Genomic DNA, 15517 nt, shown 5'->3' with positions numbered 1-15517 from the left:
GCCGACAGTTCCCACTGTGCGGCCGGGCCTTCACCGAGTGTGCGATCAGATGGGCCCTCAGGCCACGGTCGCGGTGCCGCCGGCGGCCTCGATCTTCTCCTTGGCGGAGCCCGAGAACGCGTTGGCGCTGACCTGAACGGCGACCGAGATGTCGCCCTGGCCCAGGACCTTGACGGGCTGGCCCTTGCGGACCGCGCCCTTGGCGACGAGGTCGTCGACCGTCACCGAGCCACCGTCGGGGAAGAGCTCCCCGAGGCGGTCGAGGTTGACGACCTGGAACTCCACGCGGAAGGGGTTCTTGAAGCCCTTCAGCTTGGGCAGGCGCATGTGGATCGGCATCTGGCCACCCTCGAAGGCGACCGGGACCTGGTAGCGAGCCTTGGTGCCCTTCGTACCGCGGCCCGACGTCTTTCCCTTGGAGCCCTCACCGCGACCCACGCGGGTCTTGGCGGTCTTGGCGCCCGGAGCGGGACGCAAGTGGTGCAGCTTGAGCGTCATGTCACTCCACCTCCTCGACCGTCACGAGGTGACGGACGGTCTGGACCATGCCGCGGATCTCCGGGCGGTCCTCCTTGACGACCACGTCACCGATGCGCTTGAGGCCGAGCGAGCGCATGGTCTCGCGCTGGTTGGCCTTGCGTCCGATGGTGGACCTGGTCTGCTGGACCTTGAGCTGTGCCATTACTTCTGCACCCCCGCAGCAGCCTCGAGCTGGCCCTCGGCGCGCGCCCTGAGCAGCGCGGCCGGGGTGACGTCCTCGACCCGCATGCCACGGCGAGCGGCCACGGCCTCGGGCTCCTCGAGCATCCGCAGCGCCTCGACGGTCGCGTGGACGATGTTGATCTGGTTGGACGAGCCGAGCGACTTGCTCAGCACGTCGTGGATGCCGGCGCACTCGAGCACCGCACGCACCGGGCCACCGGCGATCACGCCGGTACCGGGAGCGGCGGGACGCAGCAGGACGACGCCTGCGGCCTTCTCGCCCTGCACCGGGTGCGGGATGGTGCCCTGGATGCGGGGGACCTTGAAGAAGTGCTTCTTGGCCTCCTCGACACCCTTGGCGATCGCCGCGGGGACTTCCTTGGCCTTGCCGTAGCCGACGCCGACCAGACCTTCACCGTCACCGACGATCACGAGGGCGGTGAAGCTGAAGCGACGACCACCCTTCACGACCTTGGCGACACGGTTGATGGCCACGACCCGCTCGATGTAGACAGACTTCTCGGCCTGGCCACGACCGTTGTCGCGTCCGCGACGGTCGCCCGAGCCACCGCTGCGCTGTCCGCGCTGGGCTCCGCTCATGAGATGTGCTCCATATCTAAGTTCTCTCTCTGGTCGCGGTGGGCGATCAGAAGGACAATCCGCCCTCCCGGGCGGCATCGGCGAGGGCCGCGATGCGACCGTGGTACTTGTTGCCGGCGCGGTCGAAGACGACGCCCTCGATGCCTGCCGCCTTGGCGCGCGAGGCCACGAGCTCCCCGACCTTCTTGGCCTGGGCGGTCTTGTCGCCACCGCCGGTGCGGACGTCCTTCTCCATGGAGGAGGCGTACGCGACCGTGGTGCCGGCGAGGTCGTCGACGACCTGCACCGTGATGTGGCGCGCGGACCGGGTCACGACCAGGCGCGGACGCTCGGTGGTGCCGTGGATCCGCTTGCGGCCCCGCGCCTGACGGCGCAGGCGCGCACGGACCCGCGTGGCGGTGTGCTTGTTGTTGGACAGCGAGATCGCCATGTCACTTACCGGCCTTTCCGACCTTGCGGCGGATGTGCTCGCCGGCGTAGCGCACGCCCTTGCCCTTGTAGGGCTCAGGCTTGCGGAGCTTGCGGATCTTGGCCGCAACCTCGCCGACGAGCTGCTTGTCGATGCCGACGACACCGAGCTTGGTCGGGCCCTCGACGGTGAAGGTGATGCCCTCGGGGGCGTCGAAGATGATCGGGTGCGAGTAGCCGAGCTGGAACTCCAGCTGGGTCGGACCCTTGGGCAGGACGCGGTAGCCCACGCCCACGATCTCGAGCTTCTTCTCGTAGCCCTCGGTGACGCCCACCACCATGTTGTTGATGAGCGTGCGGGTCAGGCCGTGCAGCGAGCGGCTGGTGCGCTCGTCGTCGGGCCGGTTGACCTCGAGGATGCCGTCCTCGCCCTTGGCGACCGTGATCGGCGCGGCGATGGTGTGCGACAGGGTGCCCTTGGGGCCCTTGACGGTCACCAGCGACTGGTCGATCGCGACGTCGACACCGGACGGGACCGCGATGGGGAGCTTGCCAATGCGCGACATGCTTCTCTCTCTTCCTGGTCTCAGTTGGTCCGGGTCACCAGACGTAGGCGAGGACTTCGCCGCCCACGCCCTTCTGGTTCGCCTGGCGGTCGGTCAGCAGGCCCTGCGACGTCGAGATGATCGCGACGCCGAGGCCACCGAGGACCTTGGGCAGGCTGGTGTGCTTGGCGTAGACGCGCAGGCCGGGCTTGCTGATGCGGCGGACACCCGCGATCGAGCGCTCCCGGTTGCGGCCGTACTTGAGGGTGACGGTCAGGGTCTTGCCGACGGCGGGCTCGCCCTCGACGGACACGTTGTCCGCGACGTCGTAGGAGGTGATGTAGCCCTCCTGCTTGAGGATCTCCGCGAGGCCGGCCTTCATCTTGCTGTAAGGCATCGACACCACGTCGTGGTACGCCTGGTTGGCGTTGCGCAGACGAGTGAGCATGTCTGCGATCGGGTCAGTCATCGTCATGATGTGGTTCTTTCTCGTCGTGGTTTCGAGCGGCTCGCGGCCGGCCGACCTTCAACGTGTTGAGGTGGTGAGCGAGGGGACCGAGGTCACCAGGAGGACTTGGTCACGCCGGGCAGCTCGCCGCGGTGGGCCATCTCGCGCAGGCAGATGCGGCACAGGCCGAACTTGCGGTAGACGGACTTCGGGCGACCGCAGCGCTGGCAGCGGGTGTAGCCGCGGACGGCGAACTTCGGCTTGCGAGCGGCCTTGACCTTGAGAGCAGTCTTCGCCATGTCAGTTCTCCTTGAACGGGAAGCCGAGCTGCTTGAGCAGCGCGCGGCCCTCGTCGTCGTTGGTGGCGGTGGTCACGACGGTGATGTCCATGCCGCGGGACCGGTCGATCCTGTCCTGGTTGATCTCGTGGAACATGACCTGCTCGGTGAGACCGAAGGTGTAGTTGCCGCGACCGTCGAACTGCTTGGGCGAGAGCCCACGGAAGTCACGGATGCGGGGCAGCGCCAGGGACAGCAGCCGGTCCAGGAACTCCCACATGCGGTCGCCGCGCAGCGTGACGTGCGCACCGATCGGCATGCCCTCGCGCAGCTTGAACTGCGCGATGGACTTGCGGGCCTTAGTGACGGCCGGCTTCTGGCCGGTGATCGCGGTGAGGTCACGGATCGCGCCCTCGATCAGCTTGGAGTCGCGAGCCGCCTCGCCGACGCCCATGTTGACCACGATCTTGGTCAGGCCGGGCACCTGCATGATGTTGGCGATGTCGAACTCGGTGCGCAGGGCGGGGACGATCTCCTCGCGGTAGCGCGCCTTGAGACGGGGAATCTCAGTGGTCTGGGTCTCGGCCATCTCAGATCTCCTTGCCGGTCTTGCGGGACACGCGGACCGAGCGGCTGGCGGCGTAGGTCGAGCCGTCGGGACGGCGCTTGGTGACCTCGTCGCGGCGGAACCCGACGCGGGTGACGCCGTCGTCCTCGACGAGCATCACGTTGGAGACGTGGATGGGCGCCTCGCGGGTGATGATGCCGCCGGTGGTGTTGGTCTGCTGGACGGACTTGGTGTGGCGCTTGACGAGGTTGACACCCTCGACGATCACGCGGCTCTCCTCGCGGAGCACCGAGATGACCTTGCCCTGGGCACCCTTGTCCTTGCCGGCGATCACCTTGACGGTGTCGCCCTTCTTGATGTTCATGTCCTTACCCATCTCTCACAGCACCTCCGGGGCGAGCGAGATGATCTTCATGAAGCGCTTCTCGCGCAGCTCGCGGCCCACGGGGCCGAAGATGCGGGTGCCGCGCGGCTCGCCGTCGTTCTTGAGGATGACGGCGGCGTTCTCGTCGAAGCGGATGTAGGAACCGTCGGCGCGGCGACGCTCCTTGACGGTGCGTACGACCACGGCCTTGACGACGTCGCCCTTCTTGACGTTGCCACCGGGGATCGCGTCCTTGACGGTGGCGACGATGACGTCACCGATGCCGGCGTAGCGACGGCCAGAGCCACCGAGAACACGGATGCAGAGGATCTCCTTCGCACCGGTGTTGTCGGCGACCTTGAGTCGCGACTCCTGCTGGATCATTGATTTCTCCTGGTTGTCGAGCTGGTTCTCCCAGCCCTCGCGGGGCGGGAGCCTGGCCGAACTGGTGGGGTTCTGGTGGTGCTGGGGCGGTGGGGCGAGCGGGGCTCACCTCACCGCGGGATCACTTGGCCTTCTCGAGGACCTCGACGAGCCGCCAGCGCTTGGTGGCGGACAGCGGGCGGGTCTCCATGATCAGGACCCGGTCGCCGATGCCGCACTGGTTGGTCTCGTCGTGGGCCTTCAGGCGCGACGTCTTGCGCAGCACCTTGCCGTAGAGCGCGTGCTTCACGCGGTCCTCGACAGCGACGACGATGGTCTTGTCCATCTTGTCGCTCACCACGAGGCCCTCGCGGACCTTGCGCTGGTTGCGCTCGGCGGCCTCGGTCGCCGTGTTCTCGCTCGAGTTCTCGCTCATGCCTTCGCCTCTTCGTTGGTGCCCGGCGTGGTGCGGATGCCGAGCTCGCGCTCGCGGACCACGGTGTAGATGCGGGCGATGTCCTTCTTGACCGTGCGCAGCCGGCCGTGGCTGTCCAGCTGGCCGGTGGCCGCCTGGAACCGGAGGTTGAACAGCTCCTCCTTGGCCTCGCGCAGCTTCGCCTCCAGGTCGGTGGCGGTGAGCTCGTCGAGCTCGTGGGCGTTCAGCTTGGTAGCCATCAGAATTCACCGGCCTCTCGGGAGATGAACCGGCACTTCATCGGGAGCTTGTGCATCGCGCGGCGCATGGCCTCGCGGGCAGTGATCTCGTCGACGCCGGAGAGTTCGAACATGACGCGGCCGGGCTTGACGTTGGCGACCCACCACTCGGGCGAGCCCTTGCCCGAGCCCATGCGGGTCTCGGCCGGCTTCTTGGTCAGCGGGCGGTCCGGGTAGATGTTGATCCAGACCTTGCCGCCACGCTTGATGTGGCGGGTCATGGCGATACGGGCCGACTCGATCTGCCGGTTGGTCACGTAGTGACCCTCGATCGCCTGGATGCCGAAGTCACCGAAGGCCAGCGTGGTGCCGCCCTTGGCGACGCCACGGCGCTTGGGGTGGTGCTGCTTGCGGTGCTTGACGCGACGGGGCATCAACATGAGGTCAGGCCTCCTGTCCGGTGCTCGGTGCTGCCTCGGCGGCCGGGGCCGCTGACGAATCAGCAGTGCCCTCGGCGCGAGGAGCGCGGTCGCCGCGCGAGCCACGGCTCGGACGGTCGCCGCCACGGGTGTTGGGACGACCACCGCGGCCGGGGGCACCGGCGCGGGCGGCCTGCTGGGCCTGGCGCTCGGCACGGGTGCCGGCGACCTCGCCCTTGTAGATCCACACCTTGACGCCGATGCGACCGAAGGTGGTGCGGGCCTCGTAGAAGCCGTAGTCGATGTCGGCACGGAGCGTGTGCAGGGGCACGCGGCCCTCGCGGTAGAACTCGGTGCGCGACATCTCGGCGCCGTTGAGGCGACCCGAGCACTGGATCCGGATGCCCTTGGCACCCGAGCGCATCGAGGTCTGCATCGCCTTGCGCATGGCGCGACGGAACTGCACGCGGCCCGAGAGCTGCTCGGCGACGCCCTGGGCGACCAGCTGCGCGTCCACCTCGGGGTTCTTCACCTCGAGGATGTTGAGCTGCACCTGCTTGCCCGTGAGCTTCTCGAGCTCGCCGCGGATGCGGTCGGCCTCGGCGCCGCGGCGGCCGATGACGATGCCCGGACGCGCGGTGTGGATGTCCACCCGGACGCGGTCGCGGGTGCGCTCGATCTCGACCTTGGAGATGCCGGCCCGCTCCATGCCCTTGGAGAGCAGCTTGCGGATCGCGACGTCCTCACCGACGTACGACTTGTAGAGCTTGTCGGCGTACCACCGGCTCTTGTGGTCGGTGGAGATGCCCAGGCGGAACCCGTTCGGGTTGATCTTCTGGCCCATCAGGCACCCCTTCCGTTCTTGTTGGCGCGGCCGTTCTTCACGGTGATCGCGTCGGCCGGCTGCACCGCCAGGGTGATGTGGCTGGTGCGCTTGTTGATGCGGGTCGCCCGACCCTGGGCACGCGGACGCCAACGCTTCATCGTCGGGCCCTCGTCGACCATCGCGACGGAGAGGACCAGGTCGGCCCGGTTGAGGCCCTCGGTCGTCTCGGCGTTGGCGACGGCGCTCTCCAGCACCTTGTAGACGGTCTCGGAGGCGGCCTGCGGCGCGAACTGCAGCAGGGTCAGGGCCTCGTCGACCTGGAGGCCGCGGACCATGTCGACGACACGGCGGGCCTTCATCGGAGTGATCCGTACGTAGCGTGCGCTGGCGAACGCGCCCGGCTGGTCGCCGAGCAGCGACTCGCGGCGCGCACTGGTGCGGCTGCGCTCGGTGGTGCTCATCGACGGCGTCCCTTCCGGTCTTCCTTGACGTGCCCGCGGTAGGTGCGGGTGGGGGCGAACTCCCCGAGCTTGTGGCCGACCATCGAGTCGGTCACGAAGACGGGGACGTGCTTGCGGCCGTCGTGGACGGCGATGGTGTGACCGATCATGTCGGGCACGATCATCGACCGGCGCGACCAGGTCTTGATGACGTTGTGCGAGCCCTTCTCGTTCTCGGCGTCCACCTTCTTCTGCAGGTGGCCGTCCACGAAGGGGCCCTTCTTGAGGCTACGAGGCATGTCGGTTACTTCCTACCCTTGCCGGACTTGCGACGACGGATGATCTGGGAGTCGCTGGCCTTGCGCTTGCGCGTCCGGCCCTCGGGCTTGCCCCACGGGGAGACCGGGTGGCGACCACCGGAGGTCTTGCCCTCGCCACCACCGTGCGGGTGGTCGACCGGGTTCATGACGACACCACGGACGGTCGGGCGCTTGCCCTTCCAGCGCATGCGGCCGGCCTTGCCCCAGTTGATGTTCGACTGCTCGGCGTTGCCGACCTCGCCGACGGTGGCGCGGCAGCGCACGTCGACGAAGCGCATCTCGCCCGACGGCATGCGCAGCGTGGCGCGCGAGCCCTCGCGGGCGACCAGCTGGGCGGAGTTGCCGGCGGAGCGGGCGATCTTCGCACCGCCGCCGGGACGCAGCTCCACGCAGTGGATGGTCGTGCCGACCGGGATGTTGCGCAGCGGCAGGTTGTTGCCGGGCTTGATGTCGGCGTTGGGGCCGGACTCCACGGCGGTGCCCTGGGTCAGGTCCTTCGGCGCGACGATGTAGCGCTTCTCGCCGTCGGCGTAGTGCAGCAGCGCGATGCGGGCGGTGCGGTTGGGGTCGTACTCGATGTGAGCGACCTTGGCCGGCACGCCGTCCTTGTCGTAGCGACGGAAGTCGATGACGCGGTAGGCGCGCTTGTGGCCGCCACCCTGGTGACGCGTGGTGATGCGCCCCTGGTTGTTGCGACCGCCCTTCTTGGGCAGCGGACGCGTCAGCGACTTCTCCGGCGTGGTGCGGGTGATCTCGACGAAGTCGGCCACGGACGAGCCACGACGGCCCGGGGTGGTCGGCTTGTACTTGCGGATAGCCATATCAGTTCCTATTCACCAGCCCGGTCAGGAGACCGGACCTCCGAAGATGTCGATGCGGTGACCCTCGGCGAGGCTGACGATCGCCCGCTTGGTGTTGGGACGCTTGCCCATCCCGTAGCGGGTACGACGCGTCTTGCCCTGGCGGTTGATCGTGTTGACGGAGGTGACCTTGACGTCGAAGACCTTCTCCACCGCGATCTTGATCTCGGTCTTGTTGGCGTCCGGGCGGACGATGAAGGTGTACTTGTTGGCGTCGAGCAGGCCGTAGCTCTTCTCGGACACGACCGGTGCGATCAGGACGTCGCGGTGGTCCTTGTGCAGGGTGCTCACTGGTCGGTCTCCTTCTCGTCGGAGCGGGTCAGCCCGGCGGCCTCGGCGTCCTCGGCGGACTTGAACCAGAAGTCACCGGCCCCGGTGTCGTAGCCGGCGTCGCCCTCGAGGAGGTAGACGCCCGACTCCTGGCCGAGCACGTCGTAGCCCTTGGGGTTCTTGCCGCTCTTGAGCGGGGCCTTGGCGCCGGCCGGCACGGCCGGCTCGTCGGTGGCCTGCTCGGCAGCGGCGGTCTCCTCGGTGACCTCGGCCGTGGTGGCCGTGGCGGCGGAGGCGCCACCCACGAAGACGTCGTAGGCGCCCTTGGTGAACACCACGTCGTCGGAGTTGAGCACGTCGTAGGTGTTGAGCTGGTCGACCGCGACGATGTGGACCTCGGGCGCGTTGCGCAGCGAGAGCCAGGTGATCGCGTCCGAGCGCTCGAGCACCACGAGGTAGCCCACGCGGTCGGTCAGCGAGACCAGCGAGGCGAGCGCGGCCTTGGTGGAGGGCTTCTCGCCCTGCACGAGACCGTCGACCACGTGCACACGGCCGTTGCGGGCCCGGTCGGAGAGGGCACCGCGCAGGGCGGCGGCCTTCATCTTCTTGGGGGTGCGCTGGTCGTAGCTGCGCGGCTGCGGGCCGTGGACGGTGCCACCGCCGGCGAACTGCGGAGCGCGGGTCGAGCCCTGACGGGCACGGCCGGTGCCCTTCTGCTTGTAGGGCTTGCGGCCACCGCCGCGGACCTCGCCGCGGGTCTTGGTGGCGTGCGTGCCCTGGCGCGCGGCGGCCTGCTGGGCCACGACGACCTGGTGGATCAGGGGGATGTTGACCTCGACGTCGAAGATCTCGGCGGGGAGGTCGACCTGGACGGTCTGGACAGCCATGCTCAGGCCTCCTTGCCAGTGACAGCGGAGCTCTTGGCGGCCGAGCGGAGGACCACGAGGCCACCCTTGGGGCCGGGAACGGCGCCCTTGAGCAGGATGAGGCCCTTGTCGGCGTCGACGGCGTGCACCGTCAGGTTCTGGGTGGTGACCGTGTCGTTGCCCATGCGGCCCGCCATGCGGGTTCCCTTAAACACGCGACCCGGGGTGGCGCAGGCGCCGATCGAGCCGGGCTTGCGGTGGTTGCGGTGGGCACCGTGCGAGGCGGAGACGCCGTGGAAGCCGTGACGCTTCATGACACCGGCGAAGCCCTTGCCCTTGCTGGTGGCGGTGACGTCGATCTCCTCGCCGGCGGCGAAGGTGTCGACGCCGATCTCCTGGCCCACGGTGTAGGCGGAGGCGTCAGCGGTGCGGATCTCCGCCACGTGACGACGCGGGGTGACACCGGCCTTGGTGAAGTGACCGGCCTCGGGCGAGTTGACCTTGCGGGCCTCGATCTCGCCGTAGCCGACCTGGATGGCGTTGTAGCCGTCCACCTCGGGCTGGCGGACCTGGGTCACCACGTTGGTGCTCGCCGCGATGACGGTCACGGGGACGACGCGGTTGTTCTCGTCCCAGAGCTGGGTCATGCCGAGCTTGGTGCCCAGCAGTCCCTTGACGTTGCGTTCGAAAGTCTTTGCCATGTCGCGCCTCAGAGCTTGATCTCGATGTCGACACCGGCAGGCAGGTCGAGACGCATCAGCGAGTCGACGGTCTTCGGCGTCGGGTCGATGATGTCGATCAGGCGCTTGTGGGTGCGCATCTCGAAGTGCTCGCGGGAGTCCTTGTACTTGTGGGGCGAGCGGATCACGCAGTACACGTTCTTCTCGGTCGGCAGCGGCACAGGGCCGGCGACCTTGGCACCCGTACGGGTGACGGTGTCCACGATCTTCCGCGCCGAGGTGTCGATCACCTCGTGGTCATAGGCCTTGAGCCTGATGCGGATCTTCTGTCCCGCCATAGGTCTCTCTCGTCCTCTTCGATCTCGTACGCCTGGTCTCTCGGCGCTCAGCCCCCGTTGGGCGAGCACCGCCTGTCTCTCCTCCACCCTCCGACCCCCGCGGTCGGGCGTGTCGCGCTGGTTACTCGTGACACGACCCCGTGGGGAAGCGGTACTGCTCTGGGTGGCACCCGACGGTCGTCGGATCTGGTCGGGTCTCCGATCAAGAGTTCTCGATCCGGTGCGGCGCACACAGACGACTGGCTCGATCAAAGGAGACGCGATTCAGAAGTCAAGGTGTGCCGCACCCCGGCGACCCGCCGGAGCAACCGGAACATCTTGACAGACTCCGCCTGCCCACGCCAAATCGCAGTGGCGGGAGGCCGACCCGCACCCTCCCCGCGGTGGCGGGCGCCTGTGGAAAGCGTACGTCGCGACTCCCGCCGCACCTCCTCGGGACCTCGTCGACACGTCCGGGCGGGACCTCTTGTGCCGGTGTCGGGGCCGACCTACCGTCGAGGGATGACCGGGCCGGTCGACGCCCTCCTCCTCGCCGTGCTGCTGGGCGCCGGGGCGGCCGTGGTCTGGTGCGACCGCGTCCGCAGCGCCTGGCGACGCGTGCAGGACCGGGTGTCCCCTCCCCCGCCGACCCCGGCCGGTCCCGCGATCGAGGACCTGGCCCGGTCGCTGCGCCGGGTCCGCGCCGAGGTCCTCGCGCCCGCCCCCGGCACGACGATGGCGCGCCGGCGCGGCACCCGGGCGGCGTACGAGGACCTGCTCCTGCAGGCGGCCGCGTGCCTCGGCGTGCCCGACACCCTCAGCGAGGTGCCGGAGGGCACCGACCGGGAGGCGGAGCGGCTACGCCTCGAGCACCTGCTCCGCGAGGCCGGGCTGTCCCTCGACTGATCCGTCGGTGGTGCGCCGGTAGAGGAAGTCGCTGATCTCGCGTCCCACCTCGACCCCCTTGCGCTCGAACCGGGTCACCGGCCGCTCGGCCCAGCGCTCGACCCGGCCGCCCTCGAGGGTCGGCTCGGCGTCGAGGACGTCCTGCATCTGCTCGGCGTAGTCCCCCCAGTCGGTGGCCAGCCGCCAGGCACCGCCCGGCACGAGCCGCGAGGAGGCGAGGGCCGCGTTGGCCGGGTTGACCAGGCGCCGCTTGCGGTGCTTGGTCTTGCGCCACGGGTCGGGGAAGAACGTCCACAGCTCGGCGAGGCCGGCGGGCGGGATCAGCTGCTCCAGGGTCCACACGGCATCCACCGAGCAGAACCGCACGTTGTCGGCGCCCGCCTCCGCGACCCGCCACAGCGAGTCGGCTACGCCGGGACGCCACACCTCCAGCGCCAGGACGTTGTGGTCGGGGCGCGCCGCGGCCAGCACGGCGGTCGCCTCCCCGACTCCCGGGCCGATCTCCACGATCAGGGGCGCCTCGCGGCCGAAGTACTCCACCAGCGAGAAGTCCGGCCGGTCGACGGCCTCGTCGGGGATCACCCAGTCCGCCTGGTGCGCCGCCCACGCCTCGGCCTGCCGCGGGGTGAACCGGTTGCCGCGGCGCGAGTAGGTCAGCACCTCCCGCATCCGCCGCCCGTCCTCGGTGAGCTTGAGGTGCGGTCGGGCGGGGCGTACGTCGGTCACGGGACCATTGTCGCCGCACGCTCGGCGCTGCGCACATCGGGAGACGGGTTGCTCGTCCGGCTCGCGACCCGGCCGCCTCGTGCGGGGGACGGTGCTGATTGGCTCGCTTCGCTCGTCGTGCTCGGCGCCCTGGAAGACGTCGTCTTCCCTCCTCGCTCGGCGGCGCTGCCTCGCTGCGCTCGTCACGCTTGCTCGCTCGTCAGTCCAGACGACGTCGGGCGCCGAGCGCGTGGGCTGAGGCGATCGCGCACGACCTCACCCGTGGCGCAGCGAGCGTGGCGAGCCCCGAGGTCAGACGATCTGGAGGCTCGGCGCCCGGCGATGTCTGGACTGACGAGCGACGCGAGCGCAGCGAGCAAGCCGAGGAGGGAAGACAGCGCCCCCAGGGGCGCCGAGCACGCGAGCGGAGCGAGCCATCCAGCACAGCACGCGCGAGCGAAGCGAGCGCCATCTAGAGGTGCGCCAGCGCCCCCGTCAGCACCGAGCGCAGCCGCTGCTCGATGTCGTCGAACTCCGGCTGGCCGATGATGAGGGGCGGCGCGAGCTGGATGACCGGGTCGCCCCGGTCGTCGGCGCGGCAGTAGAGGCCGGCCTCCCACAGCGCCCCGGAGAGGTAGCCGCGCAGCAGCCGCTCGGACTCGGCGTCGTCGAAGGTCTCCTTGGTCTCGCGGTCCTTGACCAGCTCGATGCCGTAGAAGTAGCCGTGGCCGCGGACGTCGCCGACGATGGGGATGTCGAGCAGCTTCTCCAGCGTGGAGCGGAACGCCGGGGCGTTGCGCTGGACGTGCTCGGTGAGGCCCTCGCGCTCGAAGATGTCGAGGTTGGCCATGGCGACCGCGGACGACACGGGGTGGCCGCCGAAGGTGTAGCCGTGGGCGTAGGCGGTGGTGCCGGTGCGGAACGGCTCGAAGAGCCGGTCGCTGGCGATCATGGCGCCGATCGGCGAGTAGCCGGACGTCATGCCCTTCGCGCACGTGATGATGTCGGGCTGGTAGCCGAACTCGGACGCGCCGAACATCTCCCCGACCCGGCCGAACGCGCAGATGACCTCGTCGGAGACGAGCAGGACGTCGTACTGGTCGCAGATCTCGCGCACCCGCTCGAAGTAGCCGGGCGGCGGCGGGAAGCAGCCGCCGGCGTTCTGCACCGGCTCGAGGAAGACGGCGGCGACGGTGTCGGGGCCCTCGAACTCGATGGCCTCCGCGATGCGGTCGGCGGCCCACCGGCCGAACGCCTTCTCGTCGTCGCCCACGAACTCGGGCCGACGGTAGAAGTTGGTGTTGGGCACCTTGTGGGCACCGGGGACGAGCGGCTCGAACATCTCCTTCAGCGGCGGGATGCCGGTGATGGAGAGCGCGCCCTGCGGGGTGCCGTGGTAGGCCACCGCGCGGGAGATGACCTTGTGCTTGTTGGGCTTGCCGGTGAGCTTGTAGTACTGCTTGGCGAGCTTCCAGGCGGACTCGACGGCCTCGCCGCCGCCGGTGGTGAAGAAGACGCGGTTGAGGTCGCCCGGCGCCATCGCGGCGATCCGGTCGGCGAGCTCGACGGCGCGGGGGTGGGCGAAGGACCAGAGCGGGAAGAACGCAAGCTCCTTGGCCTGCTTCGCCGCCGCCTCGGCCAGCTCGTCGCGGCCGTGGCCGACCTGCACGACGAAGAGGCCGGCCAGGCCGTCGATGTACTCGCGGCCGTGGCTGTCCCAGATCTTGTGCCCCTCGCCCTTGACGATGAGCGGCATCTCGCCGCCCTTCTCGTAGGTCGAGTGCCGGGTGAAGTGCAACCACAGGTGGTCGCGGCCGGCGGCCTGGTAGTCGAAGGACTCGTGGTCGCTGGACGGCTGGCTCATCGCGTTCCCCAGTTGTAGTGCTGCTTGTTGAGCTTGAGGTAGACGAAGGTCTCCGAGGAGACGACTCCCTCGAGCTCGCGGACGGTTCGGATGACCTCGAGCAGGTGCGGGTCGTCCTCGCACACCACCTCGACGAGGAGGTCGAAGCTGCCGGCGGTGGTGACGACGTAGTCGACCTCGCGGACCTCCGCGAGACGGTCGCCCACCTTCATCGGGTCGCCCTCGGTGCGGACGCCGATCATCGCCTGGCGGGTGAACCCCACCTGGGTCGGGTCGGTGACGGCGACGACCTGCATCACCTCGGAGTCGAGGAGCTTCTGCACGCGGGCCCGGGCGGCGGCCTCGGAGAGGCCGACGGCCTTCGCGATCGCCGCGTAGGAGATCCGGCCGTCCTCCTGGAGGAGCTCGATGATGCGCTTCGCCGTCGCATCCAGCCGCACAGGACCCTCACTCATGCCCACATCGTGCTGTGCCGCGGGACCGAGATGCAAGCCGACCGACGCGGAATCCGCATTTCGTGGCCGTTGATTCTGCGCTTCCGACAGTTTCTTTGCCCGCAGCTATGGAGATTGGCCCGTCACCCGTCCTAGTCTCCCCTCACCGCACCCGACCGGGAGGATCCTGTGACCAGCCCACGCACGTTGCGCAACTTCATCGGCGGCACCTTCGTCGACAGCACGGCCGGAGCCACGAGCGACGTCGTGGACCCCACCACGGGACAGGTCGTGGCGCAGGCGCCGATCAGCGGGACGGAGGAGGTCGACGCCGCCTACGAGGCGGCCGGGAAGGCCTTCGGCGAGTGGGGGCGTACGACGCCCGGCGAGCGGCAGCAGGCGCTCCTCCAGCTCGCCGACGCGGTCGAGTCGCACGCCGAGGAGCTCATCGACCTCGAGTCGGCCAACACCGGCAAGATCAAGGCGCTCACCGCGAGCGAGGAGATCCCGCCGATGGTGGACCAGCTGCGGTTCTTCGCCGGCGCCGCGCGCGTCCTCGAGGGCAAGGCCGCCGGCGAGTACATGGCCGGCCACACGTCGTGGATCCGGCGCGAGCCCATCGGCGTCGTCGGCCAGGTCACGCCGTGGAACTACCCCCTGCTCATGGCGGTGTGGAAGATCGGTCCCGCACTGGCAGCCGGCAACACCGTCGTGCTCAAGCCGAGCGACACCACGCCGGAGAGCACGCTGCGCCTCGCCGAGCTCGCCTCGGAGTTCCTCCCCGCCGGCACGCTCAACGTGGTCACCGGCGACCGCGAGACCGGCCGCCTCCTCGTCGAGCACCCCACCCCGGGCATGGTGGCGATCACGGGCTCGGTGCGCGCGGGTGCGGAGGTCGCGGCCAGCGCCGCCCCCAACCTCACGCGCGTCCACCTCGAGCTGGGCGGCAAGGCACCGGTCGTGGTCTTCGACGACGCCGACATCGAGGCCGCCGTCGAGGGCATCGCGATCGCCGGCTACTTCAACGCCGGCCAGGACTGCACCGCCGCCACCCGCGTGCTGGTGGCGCCGGGGATCCACGACGACTTCGTCGCCGCGCTGTCCGACTACGCACGCGCCTCCGCGCCGGTCGGCCTCCCCGACGACGCGGACGCGCTGTTCGGGCCGGTCAACAACGCCACGCAGCTGGCGCGCGTCAGCGGGTTCATCGAGAACCTCCCCTCGCACGCGACCGTGTCGGCCGGCGGCAACCGGCGTACGGACCTCGGCGACGGCTACTTCCTCGAGCCCACCGTGCTCTCCGGGCTGCGGCAGGACGACGACGCGATCCAGCACGAGATCTTCGGACCCGTCATCACCGTCCAGCGGTTCAGCGACGAGGACGAGGCGGTCCGCTGGGCCAACGGCGTCGACTACGGCCTGGCGTCGTCGGTGTGGACCAGGGACTTCGGCCGGGCGATGCGGATGTCGAAGGCCCTCGACTTCGGCTGCGTGTGGATCAACACCCACATCCCGCTCGTCGCCGAGATGCCGCACGGCGGCTACAAGAAGTCCGGCTACGGCAAGGACCTGTCGATGTACGGCTTCGAGGACTACACCCGGATCAAGCACGTGATGGCCAACATCGAGAGCTGAGCGCGCCGCACCATCGCAGACCACAGCCACTCGGGGCCGAGCGGA

The 15517-nt window shown here is 69.3% G+C and carries 26 protein-coding genes; 2 read left to right on the top strand and 24 right to left on the bottom strand.

Annotated elements, in window-relative coordinates; translation table 11 throughout:
- Positions 1–57 precede the first annotated feature (57 nt).
- The 21 genes from rplO to rpsJ form a co-directional block, all read right to left on the bottom strand.
- Positions 58–498, bottom strand: a complete 441-nt coding sequence (gene rplO, locus SHK17_RS04025) for a 50S ribosomal protein L15 (RefSeq protein ID WP_172269898.1) — start codon at positions 496–498, stop codon at positions 58–60.
- A gap of 1 nt (position 499) precedes the next feature.
- On the bottom strand, positions 500–682 hold the full coding sequence (gene rpmD / locus SHK17_RS04020; protein ID WP_172269896.1) for a 50S ribosomal protein L30: 183 nt from the start codon (positions 680–682) through the stop codon (positions 500–502).
- A complete protein-coding gene (gene rpsE, locus SHK17_RS04015; protein WP_172269894.1) occupies positions 682–1302 on the bottom strand; it encodes a 30S ribosomal protein S5 in 621 nt (206 codons plus the stop codon). Before rpsE ends, rpmD begins: the two co-directional genes overlap by 1 nt.
- A gap of 46 nt (positions 1303–1348) precedes the next feature.
- Entirely contained in the window at positions 1349–1732 is a 384-nt protein-coding gene (gene rplR / locus SHK17_RS04010; RefSeq protein ID WP_172269892.1) for a 50S ribosomal protein L18, read from the bottom strand.
- Between the two features lies 1 nt (position 1733).
- Entirely contained in the window at positions 1734–2276 is a 543-nt protein-coding gene (rplF, locus tag SHK17_RS04005; RefSeq protein ID WP_172269890.1) for a 50S ribosomal protein L6, read from the bottom strand.
- A gap of 34 nt (positions 2277–2310) precedes the next feature.
- Positions 2311–2730, bottom strand: coding sequence for a 30S ribosomal protein S8 (gene rpsH, locus SHK17_RS04000; protein WP_322921141.1), 420 nt, complete (start codon positions 2728–2730; stop codon positions 2311–2313).
- Positions 2731–2816: 86 nt separating this feature from the next.
- The gene (locus SHK17_RS03995) at positions 2817–3002 is read right to left on the bottom strand and encodes a type Z 30S ribosomal protein S14 (RefSeq protein ID WP_056151931.1); all 186 of its coding nucleotides are present in this window, start codon (positions 3000–3002) and stop codon (positions 2817–2819) included.
- 1 nt (position 3003) lies between these two features.
- Complete coding sequence (gene rplE, locus SHK17_RS03990) at positions 3004–3570, bottom strand: 50S ribosomal protein L5 (protein WP_172269887.1); 567 nt, start codon at positions 3568–3570, stop codon at positions 3004–3006.
- Position 3571: 1 nt separating this feature from the next.
- Positions 3572–3925: a 50S ribosomal protein L24 gene (gene rplX, locus SHK17_RS03985; RefSeq protein WP_216652108.1), complete on the bottom strand. Its 354-nt coding sequence runs from the start codon at positions 3923–3925 to the stop codon at positions 3572–3574.
- 3 nt (positions 3926–3928) lie between these two features.
- Positions 3929–4297, bottom strand: coding sequence for a 50S ribosomal protein L14 (gene rplN / locus SHK17_RS03980; RefSeq protein ID WP_056599693.1), 369 nt, complete (start codon positions 4295–4297; stop codon positions 3929–3931).
- Positions 4298–4418: 121 nt separating this feature from the next.
- Positions 4419–4712, bottom strand: a complete 294-nt coding sequence (gene rpsQ, locus SHK17_RS03975; protein WP_172269883.1) for a 30S ribosomal protein S17 — start codon at positions 4710–4712, stop codon at positions 4419–4421.
- On the bottom strand, positions 4709–4951 hold the full coding sequence (rpmC, locus tag SHK17_RS03970; RefSeq protein ID WP_322921140.1) for a 50S ribosomal protein L29: 243 nt from the start codon (positions 4949–4951) through the stop codon (positions 4709–4711). The genes rpsQ and rpmC overlap by 4 nt, the downstream gene beginning before the upstream one ends.
- Entirely contained in the window at positions 4951–5370 is a 420-nt protein-coding gene (gene rplP, locus SHK17_RS03965) for a 50S ribosomal protein L16 (protein ID WP_172269881.1), read from the bottom strand. The genes rpmC and rplP overlap by 1 nt, the downstream gene beginning before the upstream one ends.
- 4 nt (positions 5371–5374) lie before the next feature.
- On the bottom strand, positions 5375–6193 hold the full coding sequence (gene rpsC / locus SHK17_RS03960) for a 30S ribosomal protein S3 (protein WP_322921139.1): 819 nt from the start codon (positions 6191–6193) through the stop codon (positions 5375–5377).
- Positions 6193–6636, bottom strand: a complete 444-nt coding sequence (rplV, locus tag SHK17_RS03955; protein WP_172269877.1) for a 50S ribosomal protein L22 — start codon at positions 6634–6636, stop codon at positions 6193–6195. The genes rpsC and rplV overlap by 1 nt, the downstream gene beginning before the upstream one ends.
- Positions 6633–6914 (bottom strand): 30S ribosomal protein S19, encoded by a 282-nt coding sequence (gene rpsS / locus SHK17_RS03950; protein WP_056906592.1) that lies wholly within the window; start codon positions 6912–6914, stop codon positions 6633–6635. The genes rplV and rpsS overlap by 4 nt, the downstream gene beginning before the upstream one ends.
- 5 nt (positions 6915–6919) lie before the next feature.
- Positions 6920–7756: a 50S ribosomal protein L2 gene (gene rplB / locus SHK17_RS03945; protein ID WP_172269875.1), complete on the bottom strand. Its 837-nt coding sequence runs from the start codon at positions 7754–7756 to the stop codon at positions 6920–6922.
- A gap of 24 nt (positions 7757–7780) precedes the next feature.
- Complete coding sequence (gene rplW / locus SHK17_RS03940) at positions 7781–8086, bottom strand: 50S ribosomal protein L23 (protein WP_172269873.1); 306 nt, start codon at positions 8084–8086, stop codon at positions 7781–7783.
- Positions 8083–8952, bottom strand: coding sequence for a 50S ribosomal protein L4, sunset domain variant (gene rplD, locus SHK17_RS03935; protein ID WP_322921138.1), 870 nt, complete (start codon positions 8950–8952; stop codon positions 8083–8085). The genes rplW and rplD overlap by 4 nt, the downstream gene beginning before the upstream one ends.
- Positions 8953–8954: 2 nt before the next feature.
- Entirely contained in the window at positions 8955–9632 is a 678-nt protein-coding gene (gene rplC / locus SHK17_RS03930; protein ID WP_172269869.1) for a 50S ribosomal protein L3, read from the bottom strand.
- An 8-nt stretch (positions 9633–9640) separates the two neighbouring features.
- Entirely contained in the window at positions 9641–9949 is a 309-nt protein-coding gene (gene rpsJ / locus SHK17_RS03925) for a 30S ribosomal protein S10 (RefSeq protein WP_008360994.1), read from the bottom strand.
- A gap of 501 nt (positions 9950–10450) precedes the next feature.
- On the opposite strand from rpsJ, the gene SHK17_RS03920 reads away from it, so the two are divergent.
- Complete coding sequence (locus SHK17_RS03920; RefSeq protein WP_322921137.1) at positions 10451–10834, top strand: hypothetical protein; 384 nt, start codon at positions 10451–10453, stop codon at positions 10832–10834.
- Here the strand turns inward: SHK17_RS03920 and trmB are convergent.
- From trmB to SHK17_RS03905, 3 genes are all read right to left on the bottom strand, one after another.
- Entirely contained in the window at positions 10787–11560 is a 774-nt protein-coding gene (gene trmB, locus SHK17_RS03915) for a tRNA (guanine(46)-N(7))-methyltransferase TrmB (protein WP_322921136.1), read from the bottom strand. The genes SHK17_RS03920 and trmB overlap by 48 nt on opposite strands.
- A 451-nt stretch (positions 11561–12011) precedes the next feature.
- Positions 12012–13403 (bottom strand): aspartate aminotransferase family protein, encoded by a 1392-nt coding sequence (locus tag SHK17_RS03910; RefSeq protein WP_322921135.1) that lies wholly within the window; start codon positions 13401–13403, stop codon positions 12012–12014.
- Positions 13400–13858 (bottom strand): Lrp/AsnC family transcriptional regulator, encoded by a 459-nt coding sequence (locus SHK17_RS03905; protein WP_172269863.1) that lies wholly within the window; start codon positions 13856–13858, stop codon positions 13400–13402. The genes SHK17_RS03910 and SHK17_RS03905 overlap by 4 nt, the downstream gene beginning before the upstream one ends.
- A gap of 168 nt (positions 13859–14026) precedes the next feature.
- Here SHK17_RS03905 and SHK17_RS03900 point away from each other — a divergent pair, with 168 nt between their 5' ends.
- A complete protein-coding gene (locus SHK17_RS03900; protein WP_172269861.1) occupies positions 14027–15472 on the top strand; it encodes an aminobutyraldehyde dehydrogenase in 1446 nt (481 codons plus the stop codon).
- The last annotated feature ends 45 nt before the right edge of the window (positions 15473–15517 follow it).

Source organism: Nocardioides renjunii, assembly GCF_034661175.1.
GTDB classification, from domain to species: Bacteria; Actinomycetota; Actinomycetes; order Propionibacteriales; family Nocardioidaceae; genus Nocardioides; species Nocardioides renjunii.
Note: the sequence above shows the minus strand (reverse complement) of the source record. Positions and strands in the feature narration are given on the sequence as shown.

Coding starts and splice junctions, on each gene's coding strand:
- rpsS (WP_056906592.1), bottom strand. CDS start 6,914: ATGCCTCGTAGCCTCAAGAAGGGCCCCTTCGTGGACGGCCACCTGCAG.
- rplO (WP_172269898.1), bottom strand. CDS start 498: ATGACGCTCAAGCTGCACCACTTGCGTCCCGCTCCGGGCGCCAAGACC.
- rpmD (WP_172269896.1), bottom strand. CDS start 682: ATGGCACAGCTCAAGGTCCAGCAGACCAGGTCCACCATCGGACGCAAG.
- rpsQ (WP_172269883.1), bottom strand. CDS start 4,712: ATGAGCGAGAACTCGAGCGAGAACACGGCGACCGAGGCCGCCGAGCGC.
- rplC (WP_172269869.1), bottom strand. CDS start 9,632: ATGGCAAAGACTTTCGAACGCAACGTCAAGGGACTGCTGGGCACCAAG.
- SHK17_RS03920 (WP_322921137.1), top strand. CDS start 10,451: ATGACCGGGCCGGTCGACGCCCTCCTCCTCGCCGTGCTGCTGGGCGCC.
- SHK17_RS03910 (WP_322921135.1), bottom strand. CDS start 13,403: ATGAGCCAGCCGTCCAGCGACCACGAGTCCTTCGACTACCAGGCCGCC.
- rpsH (WP_322921141.1), bottom strand. CDS start 2,730: ATGACGATGACTGACCCGATCGCAGACATGCTCACTCGTCTGCGCAAC.
- rplB (WP_172269875.1), bottom strand. CDS start 7,756: ATGGCTATCCGCAAGTACAAGCCGACCACCCCGGGCCGTCGTGGCTCG.
- rpsJ (WP_008360994.1), bottom strand. CDS start 9,949: ATGGCGGGACAGAAGATCCGCATCAGGCTCAAGGCCTATGACCACGAG.
- rplV (WP_172269877.1), bottom strand. CDS start 6,636: ATGAGCACCACCGAGCGCAGCCGCACCAGTGCGCGCCGCGAGTCGCTG.
- rpsE (WP_172269894.1), bottom strand. CDS start 1,302: ATGAGCGGAGCCCAGCGCGGACAGCGCAGCGGTGGCTCGGGCGACCGT.
- SHK17_RS03905 (WP_172269863.1), bottom strand. CDS start 13,858: ATGAGTGAGGGTCCTGTGCGGCTGGATGCGACGGCGAAGCGCATCATC.
- rpsC (WP_322921139.1), bottom strand. CDS start 6,193: ATGGGCCAGAAGATCAACCCGAACGGGTTCCGCCTGGGCATCTCCACC.
- rplX (WP_216652108.1), bottom strand. CDS start 3,925: ATGGGTAAGGACATGAACATCAAGAAGGGCGACACCGTCAAGGTGATC.
- rplP (WP_172269881.1), bottom strand. CDS start 5,370: ATGTTGATGCCCCGTCGCGTCAAGCACCGCAAGCAGCACCACCCCAAG.
- rplR (WP_172269892.1), bottom strand. CDS start 1,732: ATGGCGATCTCGCTGTCCAACAACAAGCACACCGCCACGCGGGTCCGT.
- SHK17_RS03995 (WP_056151931.1), bottom strand. CDS start 3,002: ATGGCGAAGACTGCTCTCAAGGTCAAGGCCGCTCGCAAGCCGAAGTTC.
- rpmC (WP_322921140.1), bottom strand. CDS start 4,951: ATGGCTACCAAGCTGAACGCCCACGAGCTCGACGAGCTCACCGCCACC.
- rplF (WP_172269890.1), bottom strand. CDS start 2,276: ATGTCGCGCATTGGCAAGCTCCCCATCGCGGTCCCGTCCGGTGTCGAC.
- rplD (WP_322921138.1), bottom strand. CDS start 8,952: ATGGCTGTCCAGACCGTCCAGGTCGACCTCCCCGCCGAGATCTTCGAC.
- rplE (WP_172269887.1), bottom strand. CDS start 3,570: ATGGCCGAGACCCAGACCACTGAGATTCCCCGTCTCAAGGCGCGCTAC.
- rplN (WP_056599693.1), bottom strand. CDS start 4,297: ATGATCCAGCAGGAGTCGCGACTCAAGGTCGCCGACAACACCGGTGCG.